General features: G+C 71.8%; 15 protein-coding genes. 5 read left to right on the forward strand and 10 right to left on the reverse strand.

What is annotated here, in order from left to right; all coding sequences use genetic code 11:
• Window positions 1–148: 148 nt before the first annotated feature.
• The 8 genes from VHW64_RS13220 to crcB (VHW64_RS13255) all read right to left on the reverse strand — a co-directional run bounded on the left by VHW64_RS13220 (window position 149) and on the right by crcB (VHW64_RS13255) (window position 8,019).
• The gene (locus VHW64_RS13220; protein WP_329651029.1) at window positions 149–1,543 is read right to left on the reverse strand and encodes an MFS transporter; all 1,395 of its coding nucleotides are present in this window, start codon (window positions 1,541–1,543) and stop codon (window positions 149–151) included.
• A 13-nt stretch (window positions 1,544–1,556) separates the two neighbouring features.
• A complete protein-coding gene (locus VHW64_RS13225) occupies window positions 1,557–2,378 on the reverse strand; it encodes a glycerophosphodiester phosphodiesterase family protein (RefSeq protein ID WP_329651030.1) in 822 nt (273 codons plus the stop codon).
• Window positions 2,375–2,986, reverse strand: coding sequence for a hypothetical protein (locus tag VHW64_RS13230; protein ID WP_329651031.1), 612 nt, complete (start codon window positions 2,984–2,986; stop codon window positions 2,375–2,377). The genes VHW64_RS13225 and VHW64_RS13230 overlap by 4 nt, the downstream gene beginning before the upstream one ends.
• Before the next feature lie 21 nt (window positions 2,987–3,007).
• Window positions 3,008–4,534, reverse strand: a complete 1,527-nt coding sequence (locus tag VHW64_RS13235; protein WP_329651032.1) for a UDP-N-acetylglucosamine 1-carboxyvinyltransferase — start codon at window positions 4,532–4,534, stop codon at window positions 3,008–3,010.
• Between the two features lie 631 nt (window positions 4,535–5,165).
• Entirely contained in the window at window positions 5,166–6,398 is a 1,233-nt protein-coding gene (locus tag VHW64_RS13240) for an MFS transporter (RefSeq protein WP_329651033.1), read from the reverse strand.
• Window positions 6,395–7,039, reverse strand: coding sequence for an ArsR/SmtB family transcription factor (locus VHW64_RS13245; protein ID WP_329651034.1), 645 nt, complete (start codon window positions 7,037–7,039; stop codon window positions 6,395–6,397). The genes VHW64_RS13240 and VHW64_RS13245 overlap by 4 nt, the downstream gene beginning before the upstream one ends.
• Before the next feature lie 129 nt (window positions 7,040–7,168).
• Complete coding sequence (gene crcB / locus VHW64_RS13250) at window positions 7,169–7,522, reverse strand: fluoride efflux transporter CrcB (protein WP_329651035.1); 354 nt, start codon at window positions 7,520–7,522, stop codon at window positions 7,169–7,171.
• A complete protein-coding gene (crcB, locus tag VHW64_RS13255; RefSeq protein ID WP_329651036.1) occupies window positions 7,519–8,019 on the reverse strand; it encodes a fluoride efflux transporter CrcB in 501 nt (166 codons plus the stop codon). Before crcB (VHW64_RS13255) ends, crcB (VHW64_RS13250) begins: the two co-directional genes overlap by 4 nt.
• A 175-nt stretch (window positions 8,020–8,194) precedes the next feature.
• Here crcB (VHW64_RS13255) and VHW64_RS13260 point away from each other — a divergent pair, with 175 nt between their 5' ends.
• On the forward strand, window positions 8,195–8,869 hold the full coding sequence (locus tag VHW64_RS13260) for a DUF899 family protein (protein WP_329651037.1): 675 nt from the start codon (window positions 8,195–8,197) through the stop codon (window positions 8,867–8,869).
• Window positions 8,870–8,899: 30 nt separating this feature from the next.
• Here the strand turns inward: VHW64_RS13260 and VHW64_RS13265 are convergent, their stop codons facing one another.
• Window positions 8,900–9,463: a DUF664 domain-containing protein gene (locus tag VHW64_RS13265; RefSeq protein WP_329651038.1), complete on the reverse strand. Its 564-nt coding sequence runs from the start codon at window positions 9,461–9,463 to the stop codon at window positions 8,900–8,902.
• Between the two features lie 11 nt (window positions 9,464–9,474).
• Window positions 9,475–10,050, reverse strand: coding sequence for a DUF664 domain-containing protein (locus VHW64_RS13270; RefSeq protein WP_329651039.1), 576 nt, complete (start codon window positions 10,048–10,050; stop codon window positions 9,475–9,477).
• A 62-nt stretch (window positions 10,051–10,112) separates the two neighbouring features.
• On the opposite strand from VHW64_RS13270, the gene VHW64_RS13275 reads away from it, so the two are divergent.
• The 4 genes from VHW64_RS13275 to VHW64_RS13290 all read left to right on the forward strand — a co-directional run bounded on the left by VHW64_RS13275 (window position 10,113) and on the right by VHW64_RS13290 (window position 14,103).
• Window positions 10,113–11,111, forward strand: coding sequence for a helix-turn-helix transcriptional regulator (locus VHW64_RS13275; protein WP_329651040.1), 999 nt, complete (start codon window positions 10,113–10,115; stop codon window positions 11,109–11,111).
• A 176-nt stretch (window positions 11,112–11,287) separates the two neighbouring features.
• The gene (locus VHW64_RS13280; protein ID WP_329651041.1) at window positions 11,288–13,210 is read left to right on the forward strand and encodes a Vps62-related protein; all 1,923 of its coding nucleotides are present in this window, start codon (window positions 11,288–11,290) and stop codon (window positions 13,208–13,210) included.
• Between the two features lie 4 nt (window positions 13,211–13,214).
• Window positions 13,215–13,682, forward strand: a complete 468-nt coding sequence (locus VHW64_RS13285) for a helix-turn-helix transcriptional regulator (RefSeq protein WP_329651042.1) — start codon at window positions 13,215–13,217, stop codon at window positions 13,680–13,682.
• 10 nt (window positions 13,683–13,692) lie between these two features.
• A complete protein-coding gene (locus VHW64_RS13290) occupies window positions 13,693–14,103 on the forward strand; it encodes a VOC family protein (protein WP_329651043.1) in 411 nt (136 codons plus the stop codon).
• Window positions 14,104–14,222: the final 119 nt, after the last annotated feature.

Here is a 14,222-nt window from a genome sequence, read left to right on the forward strand (position 1 = left end):
CCGTGTTCGTGATGAGCACACGTCACGGACTTCCTGCCCTTGTCAACGTACGCCGATCGCGCGGTGTTCCTCCAGAAGGACGCGTGGCGCGTCACCATGGTTCGCTCACCGAAGGAGCTCACATGGTCACACACGCCGACCGGGCTCGTCACATCACGGCGGGGGCGGTGTTGCCCGCCTCCTCGACACCCCGGCGCGCGTCAAGACGGAGCAGGAACACCGCTCCGAGCACGAAGAAGACGATCAGGGCCACGATCGCCGGTCGGTAGGAGCCGGTGACCTGGAACACGATGCCGAACAGGAAGGTCCCGAACCACGACGTTCCGCGCTCGCAGGCGTTGTAGAGCCCGAAGTACTCGCCCTCCCGCCCGCGGGGGATCAGAAGGCTGAAGAAGGACCGGGACAGGGCCTGGGTGCCGCCGAGGACGACCGCGATCGCCACGCCCAGGAGCAGGAAGGCGACGATGTTCTTGCGGGGCAGGAACATCGCCAGGACGACGATCACCATCCAGGCGTAGGTGCCCCACAGGATGCAGCGGTAGGCGCCGTAGGTCGCCGCGAGGCGCCCGAACAGCAGAGCCCCGCCGTAGGCGACGAACTGGATCATCAGGATCGTCGCGATGAGCACGCCGTCGCCGAACCCCAGCTGCTTGGAGCCGTACGTCGAGGCGACGCCGATCACGGTCTGGATCCCGTCGTTGTAGAACAGGAACGCCACCAGGAAGGTCAGAGTCATCGGGAAGGCGCGCATCTCGCGCAGGGTGGTGAACAGCTGCCCGAAGGAGCGACTCAGCAGGCGGCCCGACCCGGCCACGACGTCTCGTGGCGGGTGGTCGCGCAGCCGGAGCACGGGGACCAGGGTGAAGCCCGCCCACCACACCGCGGCCGACAGCAGGGAGATGCGGACCGCGAGCTCCTTGTCGAGCCCGAGAGAGCCGTGAGCCAGGACCATCACCAGGTTGAGGGCCAGCAGCAGCCCGCCGCCGAGGTAGCCCCACGCCCACCCCCGCGAGGACACCCGGTCGCGCTCGTCCTCGGTGGAGATGTCGACCAGGATCGCGTAGTAGCTCACCAGCGAGCACCCGCCCAGGATGCTGCTGACGACGACCGCGAACGCGCCCAGCTGCCAGTGGTCGCCGCGCATCAGGAACAGGAGCGCGGCGAACAACGACCCCGACCACGCGAACGCTGCCATGTGCAGCCGCTTGCGCGAGGATCGGTCGACCAGTGCGCCGACGACCGGCAGCACGAAAGCGCTCGCGATCGTGGCGAAGCTGGTGAGGTAGAAGGGCAGCGAGCCCGCGGCCAGGTGGAGACCCAGGAGGTCGACGGTCTTGTCGCAGGTGTCGTCGGCCGAGCTCCCGCAGCCGGCGGCCTTGCCGGCGACCGTGATCATGTACGGCGCGAACAGGACGCTCAGCACCGTCGTGTAGTAGGCGGAGTTGGCCCAGTCGTACCAGTTCCAGGCGCGCTGCTCCCGCGACCTCCACAGTGGCTCGAGGTCGGCGACACCGCCCGCGCCGGGTGGGGTCGGCCCGGTCACCGGACGCTCCCCATCAGCCCGCCTCGGGTGGGTCGTCGGGCCACAGCCCCCGCTCGTGAAGCACGTCTCGGAGTATGTCCGTGCGGTCGGTCATCAGCCCGTCGACACCTCGGTCGAGCAGCAGGCGCATCTCGTCGGGTTCGTCGACCGTCCACACGTGCACGTGGAGCCCGGCGCGATGCGCGCGCCGCACGAGGCGCGGCGAGGCCACCACCACCGGCCCCACCCGATGGGGCACCTGGAGGGCGTCGGGCGGGCGGCCGCCGAGGACCCGGGCGAGGAGGCGAGTCACCAGCATCGCGGCGCCTCCGGGCAGCGCGACGTACGCCGCCACCTCGCCGGGCGAGGCCGAGGTGGCGACCGATGGGCCGGCGAGCCGGCGGAATCGCCGCAGGCGTCGTCCGGAGAACGACCCCACGAGCACGCGGTCGGCCAACGGCCCGCGGACGAGCTCGGCGAGTGGCGCGACCGCAGCGTCGGTCTTGAGGTCGACGTTGAAGCGCGCTCCGGCGAAGTCGGTCAGCAGCGACGTCAGGGTGGGCACCCGCTCCCGACCGCCCACGCGCAGCGCCGCCACCGCGGTCGCGTCGAGCTGCTCGATGCCTCCGGCACCGTCGGTGACCCGCTCCAGGAGCTGGTCGTGGAACGCGACGAGGACTCCGTCGCGGGTCAGGTGGGCGTCGGTCTCGAGGTAGCGGTACCCGAGCCCGACCGCGTGGGCGAAGGCCGCCGAGGTGTTCTCCAGGCCCTCCAGCCCGGGATGGCGCGCGCCGCCACGGTGCGCGAAGGCCAGCACCGGCGTCCCGTCGTCCAGGAACGGAAGCCCGGTCCTCACGCCGTCACGCGGCGTTCGATGTCCGCCACGAGGGCGGCCAGGGGACGAGGGACGGGGGAGGGCGTGGGACACGGCACGGGAGACGTCAGGGGAGACCGATCGGTGAGCTCCTCGGCCAGCCGTCGGGCGAGGAGCAGCTTGCGACCCGAGGCGGTGCCGGCGAACCGGTGCAGCTGGTCGCCGACGTCGCGCCCGCGCCACTGGGGCTGCCGCTGGAAGGCCCGGAAGCGCTCGAGCTCGCCGAGCTCCTCGAGGACCACTTGCACGCGGTCGGGGCCCAGGGCGCGGATCAGCTCGTCCTCCAGGTCGCGGTCGCAGACGTGGAAGCCCAGCCGCGCCAGGTCGGCGCGGTCGGCCACGGCGTATCCCTGTCGTCGCAGGCCGCGCAGCACGAACCGCTCCTCGGGTGCGTCGCACAGCCCCAGCACGGTCGCGCGCCCGGCTAGCTCGTCGAGCTGGCGCCCGACGTTGGTGATGCCGCGCATGTCGCGCAGCTCGACCTCGTGCGCCGCAGCGGGGTCACGCGTGCGCCTACCGCGGGCCGCCCACAAGACCTCCACGACCGCGGCGTCGCTCGCGCCCTCGAGCAGGACGACGACCGGGGGCATGGTGACGCGTGGCCGTGGCGGTCAGAAGTCGCGGAAGGTCTCGATCTGGGCGCCGAGCTGGTTGAGCCGCTCGGCGAGGTCCTCGTAGCCGCGGTGGATCACGTAGGTGGACCGCAGCACCGAGGTGCCCTTGGAGGCGAGCATGGCCAGCAGGACGACGACGGCGGGCCGCAGGGCCGGCGGGCAGACGATCTCGGTGCCGGTCCAGCGGGTCGGACCCTCGACCATCACCCGGTGGGGGTCCAGCAGCTTGACCTGGGCCCCGAGCTTGTTGAGCTCGACGAGGTAGATGGCGCGGTTCTCATAGACCCAGTCGTGGATCAGGGTCTGCCCCTCGGCGACCGCCGCGATCAGGGCGAAGAACGGCAGGTTGTCGATGTTGAGACCCGGGAAGGGCATCGGGTGGATCTTGTCCAGAGGCGCTGCCAGCAACGACGGGTGGGTGGTCAGGTCGACGAGCCGGGTGAGGCCGTTGCTCGCGACGTACTCCGCGGACCGGTCGTAGCGGAAGCCCATGTCCTCCAGCACGGCGAGCTCGATCTCGAGGAACTCGATCGGGACCCGGCGGATCGTGATCGAGGACTCGGTGACGATGGCGGCCGCGAGCAGCGACATCGCCTCGATCGGGTCCTCGGCGGGGGCATAGTCGACGTCGACCTCGATCTCCGCCTGGCCGGTCACGGTGAGCGTCGTGGTGCCGATGCCCTCGACGACGACGCCGAGCCGCTGGAGGAAGAAGCACAGGTCTTGGACCATGTAGTTGGACGACGCGTTGCGGATCACCGTCGTGCCGGGGTGGAGGGCCGCCGCCATCAGGGCGTTCTCGGTCGTGGTGTCGCTGCGCTCGGTGAGGACGATGGGCCGGGACGGCTCGACGACGCGGTTGACGGTCGCGTGGTAGAAGCCCTCGGTGGCCTTCACCTCGAGGCCGAAGGGCCGCAGGGCCGCCATGTGCGGCTCGATCGTGCGGGTGCCGAGCTGGCAGCCGCCGGCGTAGGGCAGCTCGAAGGTGTCCGCCCGGTGCAGGAGCGGCCCGAAGAACATCAGCACCGACCGGGTACGCCGGGCCGCGGCCTCGTCGATCGAGCTCAGGTCGAGCTCCTTGGGCGGGATGATCTCGAGGTCGCCCTCGTCGCCGATCCACCGGGTCTGGACACCGAGGCTGCCGAGCACCTCCAGGAGGCGGTTGACCTCCTCGATCCGGGCGACCTTGCGCAGCGTGGTCCGGCCGCGGTTCAGCAGCGACGCGCACAGCAGCGCGACCCCGGCGTTCTTGGAGGTCTTGACGTCGATCTGACCCGACAGCGTCGTCGGGCCGGTGACGCGCAGGTGGGTCGGCCCGGCACCGAGGGCCACGATCTCGGAGTCGAGCGCGGAGCCGATCCGGGCCACCATCTCCAACGAGAGGTTCTGATGGCCCTTCTCGATGCGGTTGACCGCGCTCTGGCTGGTCTGGAGGCGCTCGGCCAGCTGTTGCTGGGTGAGCCCGCGGTGGATGCGTGCATCACGGATCAGGTTGCCGATGCGGCCCTTGAAGTCCTCCGTCATGAGGCCACGGTATCTCATCTGTGAGATAATTCCACCCTCCCTCAGGCGTGTCCGGATCGGGTCGCGCTGTCGGCACGACCGTACCCACCTGGGCCACGGGATCGCCGACGACCCCTAGGGAAGCGCTGATCAATCCCGCCTGCTGCGCGCCAGGGATCAGCACTTCCCTAGGACGTCGCCACCCGCCGTTGGGTTGTCGCCGTGTCCCAGGTGTCGAGGAGACGGGTCGGCCCCCGCGACGACGTCGCGGGGGCCGGGGGTCCCGAGTGACCGGGGGAGCCTCGATGTTCCGGGTGGCCGCTAGCGGCCACGCGCACTCAGCAGGTGACTGCCCGGCATCTCGCACGGAGTGCAGTCGCACAGCTCGTCGCACACCAAGAAGGTGTGCATCGCGTGGCCACACCGGGAACAGGGGAGGTCGTGTGAGAGATGCAGGTCGTTGTCGCTGACCGTGTCCCACATGGCGAACCCCCCTTTCCCGGTTGCGGTTTCACCCGGAATGCGCACATCGTGTCGCGGCCTCGCGTCGCTGACTGTCAGAAACCCGACAAATGGTCACAACGTGCTACTTGCTCAGGACCATCGGCCCGTCGGCCTGATACGGATGACTCAGTCCCGTCCCTCGATCGGCTCAGGCCTCCAGGGACCGGATCGCCCCCCGGGTCGCAAACCAGGCGCACAGCAATGACATCGCCAGACCGAACGCCATCGTGGCGGTGAGGACGCTCGTCGCCCGCACCACGGCACCGAGCGCGGGGACCGAGAGCGGCATCAGCGTCATGTCTCCCAGGCTGGTCACCGACGAGACGCGCCCGAGGTGAGAGGCGTCGATCGCTCGCATGAACGCCGCGCTCAGCCAGACCGAGGCAGCCCCGGCCGTGAACCCCAGCACCACCATCGCGACGACCAGGGCGGGCCGCCACCCGATGCCGACGGCGGCGATGGCCAGTCCCTGGACGACGAGCACCCGGAAGCCGGCCGCCGCGCCGTACGCCGGCTGCCAGCGGATGGCCACGACACTGCCGAGGATGGCGCCGGCGGCGAGGGAGGCGTCGGCGATGCCGAGCCAGTGCGCCCCCCACCCCGAGCCGCTCACGCGGAGCGCGACTCCGAGTCCCGCGACGGGGGTGACGAAGACGTTGAGCGCGGTCAGGCCGATCACGAACAGCTTGGCGGTCTCGTGCTCGCGCAGGTAGTGCATCCCGTCGCCGAAGGACTCGCGCCAGCGCTCGCGGGAGGCGCGGGGGAGGCGGTAGCGCGGACGAACCACGGCGGTGAGCACGCCCGCGATCGCCAGGAACGTCACGGCGTCGACGAGCATCACGCCCACCGGTCCCCGCCAGGCGACGAGCACGCCACCGACCGGCGCGCCCAGAAGCCTCATCGCCCGGTTGCTGATCTGGTTCCAGCCCTGCACGGTGCCGAGGTCGGCGCGGGAGACCAGCTGCCTCAGCAGCGTCGCGCCCGAGGGCAGGGTCAGGCCGCTGGCGATGCCGAACGCGACCGCGATCGCCAGCAGCACGGGCGCGCCGTGGGTCCCGGAGTGCCAGGCCACGGCGCCGGCACCCAGGACGGCGGCCTGACCGACCTGGCCCGCGACCAGCATCCGCCGAGGGTCGTAGCGGTCGGCCAGGACGCCGCCGACCAGCACCAGCACCGCCTGGGGGAGCATCTCGCCGCCCAGGACGACGCCGGCCAGCACGGGGCTCAGGGTGTGGGCCGCCGTCCACGAGAGCGCCACGACCCACGCGGAGTCGCCGAACCACGAGATGGCGACGCCCGCCATCCAGGTGAGCACCATCGGGTCACGACGCACCGGCGGCGGGAGAGCGCCGACCAGGTCCGGTGAGGTGGCGGCGCTCACGGCCGGACCGGCTCGCTGGGGAAGACCCGGGCGACGGCGCGCACCGGACGCCGGACGTCGTCAGGATGCTCCTCGGCGGCCGCCATGCACTCCTCGGACCAGTCCTTGACCAGCCTGCTCAGGCGCCGGGCGAGGTCACGGACCTGCTCCTCGGTGGCGGCGACGTAGGTGTCGACGGAGTTGGCCGCGGTGCGCCAGGCGGCGGTCTCGCCGGGTGCCCGGCGCAGCCAGTCCTGCATGGCTCGCACCTGGTACCGGAGGTTCTCGGCCTCCGCGGTCTGGGCCACGCGCCGGCCGAGCGTGCCCTCGTCGAAGTCCTCGACGCTCCACGTCATCGTCCGGGGCTTGAGCCGCCACCAGCTCTCCCGGGTGTCACGGGCGAGCTCGGGGGCCGGCTCGATGAGGTCCTGCTGGTGCAGCACCTTGAGGTGGTGGCTGACCGAGCCCACCGCGAGCCCGGTCGCGGCCGCCAGGTGCCCGACGTTCGCGGGCCCCTGGACGCCGAGGAGCTCGGTGAGCCAGCGCCGGATCGGGTGGTGGAAGGCCACGAGCAGCTCGGCCAGCTCGTCGGACGGGTCGCGCTCGGCGGGCGGCCGGGGCGCCGAGGTCAGGTGCCGCTCGGCGGCGGTGCGACGGGTCATGACCTGAGCCTGGCCCGGGGGAGGGCGATCGTACAAGACCGCTTGTATAACTCCTCGAGCTCCTCGAGCTCCTCGGCCGCCTCCGGTTCCGTGACCGACGGCCAGCACCCGCGCCTCAGGGTGGGTGGGTCACCCGAGCGAGCCGAGCCACCAGCCGAGCGAGGCGGCGGCGAGACCCGCCGCCAGGCTGCCGACGACGTTCCAGGTGGCGGCCGGCAGCTCGCCCTCCTCCGCGAGGCGCACCGTCTCGTAGCCGAAGGTCGAGAAGGTGGTCAGTGCTCCGCAGAACCCGGTGCCGGCGAGGGTGACCAGCCAGGGCGGGCCGGCCGCGACGACCAGGCCGAGCACGAACGAGCCCGCGACGTTGACGGTCCAGGTGCCCCACGGATGGTCCGTGCCGTGGCGGCGCTGCACCGCCTGGTCGGTCAGGTAGCGCGCGGGCGCGCCCACGGCCCCGCCGAGGAGCACCAGCAGCACCGTCACCGCAGCACCTGCCTGGCCAGGCGCAGTCCCGCGACGACGGCGAGCAGCCCGCCGCCCAGCGTGGCGGCGAGGTAGAGCGCGGCGAGGCCGGGCCGGCCGGCAGCGAGCAGGGTGCGCGTGTCGAGGACGTAGGTCGAGAACGTCGTGAAACCGCCGAGCACGCCGGTCCCGAAGAACGGGCGGACCAGCCGGCGCCCGGGAAGGCGCTCGACCACGACCACCATCAGCGCCCCGATCAGGAAGCAGCCGGAGATGTTGGTGAGCAGGGTGTCCCAGGGGAGCCGGTCGCTCGCGTGCGGCAGCGCCTGCGCGAGCGCCCAGCGACCGAGGGCGCCGAGCGCGCCGCCGACGGCGATGGCTGCCAGGGCGTCGGCGTGGATGAGCGGGGGAGCGAGGTCGGCCTCACGGGTGACGTCGGGGTCGACCGGGAAGCCCGGGAACGGGTCGCGACCGTCTCGGGCGCTGATCGCGTCGGGGGCGTCGTCGGGCTGGGGCATGCGGGCTCCTACCGGGTCAAGGTAGGGACTGTTGGCGGACTCTGCCGCGGTTCACACCCGGACGCCTCCGGTGTGTCGGCGAGCCCCACCGCCGATGGCGAAACGGTAACACCGCGCTGTCGGTGGCGGGGCGTAGCGTCGAGGGCATGACTCCGACCAGTGATGGGAGCACGCGATGACGACATCGGTCTCGGACGGCGGGCCACCGAGCAGCGACGGCCAGACCCCGGTGCTGCCGCCCGTGGTGAGCGCGCAGGAGTGGCAGCAGGCCCGGGCCGACCTGCTCGTCGAGGAGAAGGAGCTGACCCGGTCGCTCGATCGGCTGGCAGCGCGACGGCGACGGCTTCCGGCGGTCCGCGTCGAGACGTCGTACGCGTTCCAGGGGCCCGACGGGCCCAGCACGCTGCTGGACCTGTTCGGCGAGCGGCGCCAGCTCGCGGTCTACCAGTTCATGGACGTCGGCCCCGACGGCTTCTGCCCCGGGTGCACCCACCTGACCCGCAACGTCACCGACCTGGCGACGCTGGCCGAGGAGGGGGTGGCGTGGGCCACCGTCTCGGAGATGCCGCTGGAGCAGATGCGGGGATACTGGCGCGAGCAGGGCTGGCAGGTGCCGTTCTACTCCTCGCGGGGCACGTCGTTCGCGGCGGACTGCGGGGTCGAGGGAGGCTTCCTGCTCAGCCTCTTCCTGCGCGACGGCGACGACATCTACCGCACCTACAGCACGACCCAGCGCGGCGTCGACAGGCTGTTGTTCGTCAACAACGTGCTGGACCTCGCCCCCTACGGCCGGCAGGAGGACTGGGAGGACTCTCCCGAGGGATGGCCGCAGCGGCCGACCTACGGCTGAGCCGGCCCACGAGTAGCCCAGGTGTGCCGCTCAGGGGCACCACCCCGGCGGCGGGTCCTCGCCGACCCGGCCGTCGACCGCCTCGCGGAGGAGGTCTGCATGCCCGGTGTGCCGGCCGTACTCCTCGACCATGTCGCACAGCAGGCGTCGCAGGGTGGCGTGCTCGCCGGCGTCGTTGTGGGCGGCGACCTCCATGTCCATCCCGTGCTCGGTCACGGCCGTCTCGATGGCCGCCCGCGCGCGAGCCACCGCCGCGTCGTACGTCGCGTACAGCGCCTCGGGGGAGTCCTGTGATGCCGAGGAGAACTCCCAGTCCTCGTCGGCGTCCCAGCCGTTGGCGGCCCACGGCTCGGGCATGGGGGAGCCGTGCAGCTTCACAGTGGTCAGGTAGTCCTCGGCTGTCGCCAGATGCTTGAGCAGGCCGCCCAGGGTCAGGCTCGAGGCACCGATCCTGGTGTCGAGCCCGGCCGCGTCCAGCCCGGCGGCCTTCCAGCGGAAGGTCCAGCGCATCCGGTCCAGCGACCCGAGGATCTGGCTGGCGTCGGTGCCGGCCAGGGGCGGCTCCCAGGGGGTCGTGTCCTCCACGTCGGTCATCGCAGTGCTCCTCACGTCGTGGGCTCGTCGAGGGGTGCGCCCTCGCCGACCAGGCCGTCGACGGACTCGCGAAGCAGGTCGGCGTGGCCGGTGTGCCGGGCGTACTCCTCGACCAGGTCGACGACCAGCCGTCGTACGCGGGGCGGGTGGCCGTCCGACCAGGCCGTGCGGGAGTGCGCGTCCGGGCCGGCGGCGTAGGCCCCGTCGAGGTTGCGGCGCGAGCGGGCGACGCAGGCCTCCCAGAGCGCGACCAGCTCCTCCGGGGAGTCGTCGGAGGCGGTCCGCCACTCCCAGTCCGGGTCGGCGTCGAAGTCGACGTCGTCGAAGGGCGCGCTCAGCCCGGGCGCGTCGGTGAGCTGCCGGGTGAGGTACTCGTCCTCGACCAGCGCGAGGTGCTTGAGCAGGCCGCCCAGCGTCATCGTGCTCGCGCCGAGGGTCTGCCGCATCGCCGCGGCGTCCAGCCCACCGCACTTCCACGCGAAGGTGCGGCGGTTGCGCTCGAGGGCTCCCACCAGGGTCTCGATCTCCGAGCCGTCCTGTGGCGGTCCGGTGAGGACGGCTGTCAGGTCACGGGACGCTGCGGTCATGGCTGCCAGGCTAGTGTCCGTTGCGGACGTTTCTCTTCCGGATAGTGAGGCAGTCTGTGGTTGTGCACGACGCGAGCCCGGCCGCCCGGGCGCTGCTGGTCCTGGAGATGGTCCAGAACGCTCCGGGCATCAGCGCCGAGCGGCTGGCGGACCGGCTGGGGCTCTCCGACCGCGCCGTCCGCCGCCACGTCGCCGTCCTGCGCGAGGCGGGGATCCCGGTCGAGTCCACCCGGGGTCGGTACGGCGGGTACCGGATCGGCCGCGGCCTCCGGCTGCCGCCGCTGATGTTCACCGCCGACGAGGCGCTCGGGCTGGTGATGGCGGTGCTCGAGGGACACCCAGCCGGAGAGGACGACCCGGTCGGCCAGGCGCTCGGCAAGATCGTCCGCGCCCTTCCCGAGCAGCTCGCGCGCCCGGCCGACGCCGTACGCCGGCTGCCCGCTCGCGGCTGGCACGTCGTCGTCCCGGACGTCGAGGTGACGCTGCGGCTGGTCGAGGCGTCGGACTCGGGTCGTCGCGTCAGGCTCCGCTACGGCCACGACGCCGGTCGCGAGTGGGACGTCGAGCTCGACCCATGGGCGGTGGTCGTCCGGCATCGCCGCTGGTACCTCCTGGGGTGGTCGCACGACCGGCAGGCGCGACGGGTGCTGCGGGTCGACCGGGTGCGCAGTGTGACGGTCCTGCCCGAGACGTTCGCGGCCCCGAGCGGCCTCGACGCCCTCAACGCCGTCGAGGAGCAGCTCTCGATGGGCTGGAAGCACGCCGTCGAGGTCATCATCGACGCACCGCTTGCCGACTGCCGGCACTGGCTGGCCCGCAGCCTGGGCCGACTCGAGGAGATCGACGAGCGCAGCACCCGGTTGGTGGCGACCACCGACGAGCCGGCGTGGTACGCCGCCCAGCTGGCCAACCTGCCGATGCCGTTCCGGCTGGTCGGCTCGCCCGAGGTCCGGGCGGCGATGGCCGAGCTCGGTCGTCGCCTCGTCGCCGCGAGCGACCCGGCCACCGCTGGTCCCCACCCCTCAGGTGGGGTTCGCGCGTGTCGTCAAATCCCCCGCTGAAGCGGGGGATTTGGCACTTCCTGGCCTCTGCAACCCCCAAGAAGTGACAGGAGAGGCCAGGAAGTCGGCGCCGGAGTCCGGTGCGGACCACGGGCGCGGACCACTAGCCTGACGCCCGAACGGGAAGGGAGCCCGGGGTGGGGACCGGTCGTGGCAGGGTTCGTCGCCTGGCGGCGGTGTCTGCCGCGCTCGGCATGGTGACCACCGCCGTGACCGTGGTGGCCGCGCTCGGACCCACTGCTCCGGCGTACGCCGACTCGAGCCCGGCCGCGCACGAGCTGGCCCAGCGCTACAGCCCGATCGTGATGCTGCGCGAGTTCACCAAGCCGTGCGGCCCGGGTGAGCCGTTCGTCCCGATGCGCGTCAACGCCGTCCTGGACAACCCCGAGGTGGCACTGCGGCAGGTCGGCAACCACGACGCCGTCATCCAGTGGGCCCCCACCGCCAAGGCCCTCTACGGCCGGGGGACAGGCACCTACCTCGACCTGCCGGGCGACGCGCTCTCGCCGGGCTGCATCTACGCCCGTGACAGCGCGAGGTACACGCCGCTGTCGCAGGCCGCGGTCTACGCCCACGTCACGACGCAGGCCGACAAGCCGGGGTACGTCGCGGTGCAGTACTGGCTGTACTGGTACTACAACGACTGGAACGACCTCCACGAGAGCGACTGGGAGTTCGTCCAGGTCCTGATCAAGGCGCCCAGTGTCGAGGCGGCGCTGACCACCCAGCCGTTCCAGCTCGGCTATGCCCAGCACACCGGCGGCGAGACGGCCGACTGGGACTCCGACAAGCTCCAGAAGGACGGCGACCACCCGGTCGTCTACTCCTCCGAAGGCTCGCACGCCAGCTACTTCGAGCCGGCGCTCTACCTCGGCCGCAGCGCCGACGAGGGCTTCGGCTGCGACAACACCCAGACGCCCAACACCCGCGTCGTCCCGAAGGAGATCCTGCTCCCCGACCGGCCCTCGGGGCCGGACAGCAGGTTCGCCTGGCTGGCCTTCCACGGCCGTTGGGGAGAGCGGCATGCAGGACCCAACAACGGCCCGGACGGTCCGATGGGCAAGCCCCGCTGGCGCAGCCCGGTCACCTGGCAGGAGAACCTCCGCCCCTCGTCGTTCGTGATCCCCGGCGGCAGCTCGACACCGCCGTCCCTGGTCGGCACCTTCTGCAACGTGGTCGGCAAGGGCTCGGTGCTCTACGTGCGCTACGCCGCCCAGCCGGGGGCGGTGCTGGGGATCCTGGCTGCGCTCGCCCTGGGAGTGGCCTTCCTGCTGCGACGGACCCGCTGGGACAAGGTGCCGCCGTACCCCGTGGTGACGCGGCGCCGTTCGGGAGAGATCGTGCGAGCCGCGGTCGACCTCTACCGGCGCCACATCCCGGCGTTCGTGGTGGCGGGCATGCTCGCCGTGCCGGTCGGGGTGCTGGCGATGATCGACCTCCTGGTGCTCCAGCACCTGCCCTACGTCGGCACCATCGTCCGCGTCTCGACCCAGCAGGCCCCGGCCGGCAACAACCTGCTGTTCTCCTCCTGGGTGGCGACCAGCTTCTGGCCGCTGACGGTGCTCCTGGTCTCCGCCGCCGTCGCGCACGCGATGGACGACGGGGCCTCGCGCACGACCCTGGGCCGGGGCTGGCTCGCGGTGCGCGCCGTGGGTGCGCGGTGGCGCCCGCTGGCCGTGTCGTACCTCCCGGCCGCCGTGGCGATCGGGCTGCTGTCGTGGACCGGGATCGGCGTCCCCGTCGCGGCCTGGCTCACCGTGCGGTACCAGTACCTCGGGCAGATCGTGATGCGCGAGGACCTCGCTGGCACGGCCGCCCGCAAGCGCGCCGGTGACCTCGTGCGCCACCGGTGGCTGCACACCGCGGCGGTCGTGGCCCTGGTGTGGGCAGGGATCCACGGCCTGGGCATCCTGCTCGGGCTGATCCTGCTGATCTTCTTCACCTCGCTGCCGCTGTGGTCGCTGACTCTGATCGTGCTGGTCGTCGAGGTGGCGCTCACCCCGCTCGGCACGCTTGCGCTGACCCTGCTCTACGGCGACGCCGCCGCCCAGCACGACCAGGCTGAGGAGCTGCCGGAGCCTGCCGGCGTGGCACGATGACCGGGTGACGAGCCCGGCCGAACAGCAGCGCCTCCGCGACCTCGCCCTGCTGCGATCGGTGCGCGACCGGATCGACCGCGAGTACGCCCGCCCGCTCGACGTGGAGGCACTCGCCCGGGGCGTCCACATGTCGGCGGGGCACCTCAGCCGGGAGTTCAAGAAGGCGTACGGCGAGCCGCCGTACTCCTACCTGATGACGCGACGCATCGAGCGAGCCATGGCGCTGCTCCGCCGGGGAGACCTCAGCGTCACCGCGGTCTGCTTCGAGGTCGGCTGCTCATCCCTGGGGACGTTCAGCACGCGCTTCACCGAACTCGTGGGTCTCTCGCCCAGCGGCTACCGCGCGCAGGTGGCCGCGGTCGTCGAGGAGAACGACGCGGAGACGCCGTCCTGCATCACCAAGCAGGTCACCCGTCCGATCAGGGTCCGATCGGTCAGGAACCAAGAAGCACCCGCACCCGGCCGGTCCTAGCGTGGGCGGCATGGACATCACCATTCACTCCAGCTTCCTGCCCGCCACAGACCCCGAGGCCTCGCTGGCGTTCTACCGCGACGCTCTCGGCTTCGAGGTGCGGCTCGACGTCGGCCAGGGAGCCATGCGGTGGCTGACGATCGGTCCAACGGGACAGCCGGACGTCAACGTCGTGCTCCACCCGCCGGCCGTCGACCCTGGCATCACCGACGACGAGCGCCGTGTCATCGGCGAGATGATGGCCAAGGGTACCTATGCCGTCCTGCTGCTCGCCTCCGGTGACGTCGACCGGGCGTTCGAGCAGGTCACGGCGCACGATGTCGACGTCGTCCAGGAGCCGACCGACCAGCCCTACGGCATCCGCGACTGCGCCTTCCGCGACCCGGCGGGCAACCTGGTCCGCATCCAGCAGCGACCCTGAGCTCTCAGGTCCTGCCATGTGCTACCCGGGCCTTGACCCCGACAAGCGCGCGGCGTCCCTTCTGCGTCCTCCCGGGGATAGTACGGATCAGGAGACTGGTGGTCTGGCCCCAGGCGCCA

This window comes from Nocardioides sp. (genome assembly GCF_036267815.1).
In the GTDB taxonomy this organism is placed as follows: Bacteria; Actinomycetota; Actinomycetes; order Propionibacteriales; family Nocardioidaceae; genus Nocardioides.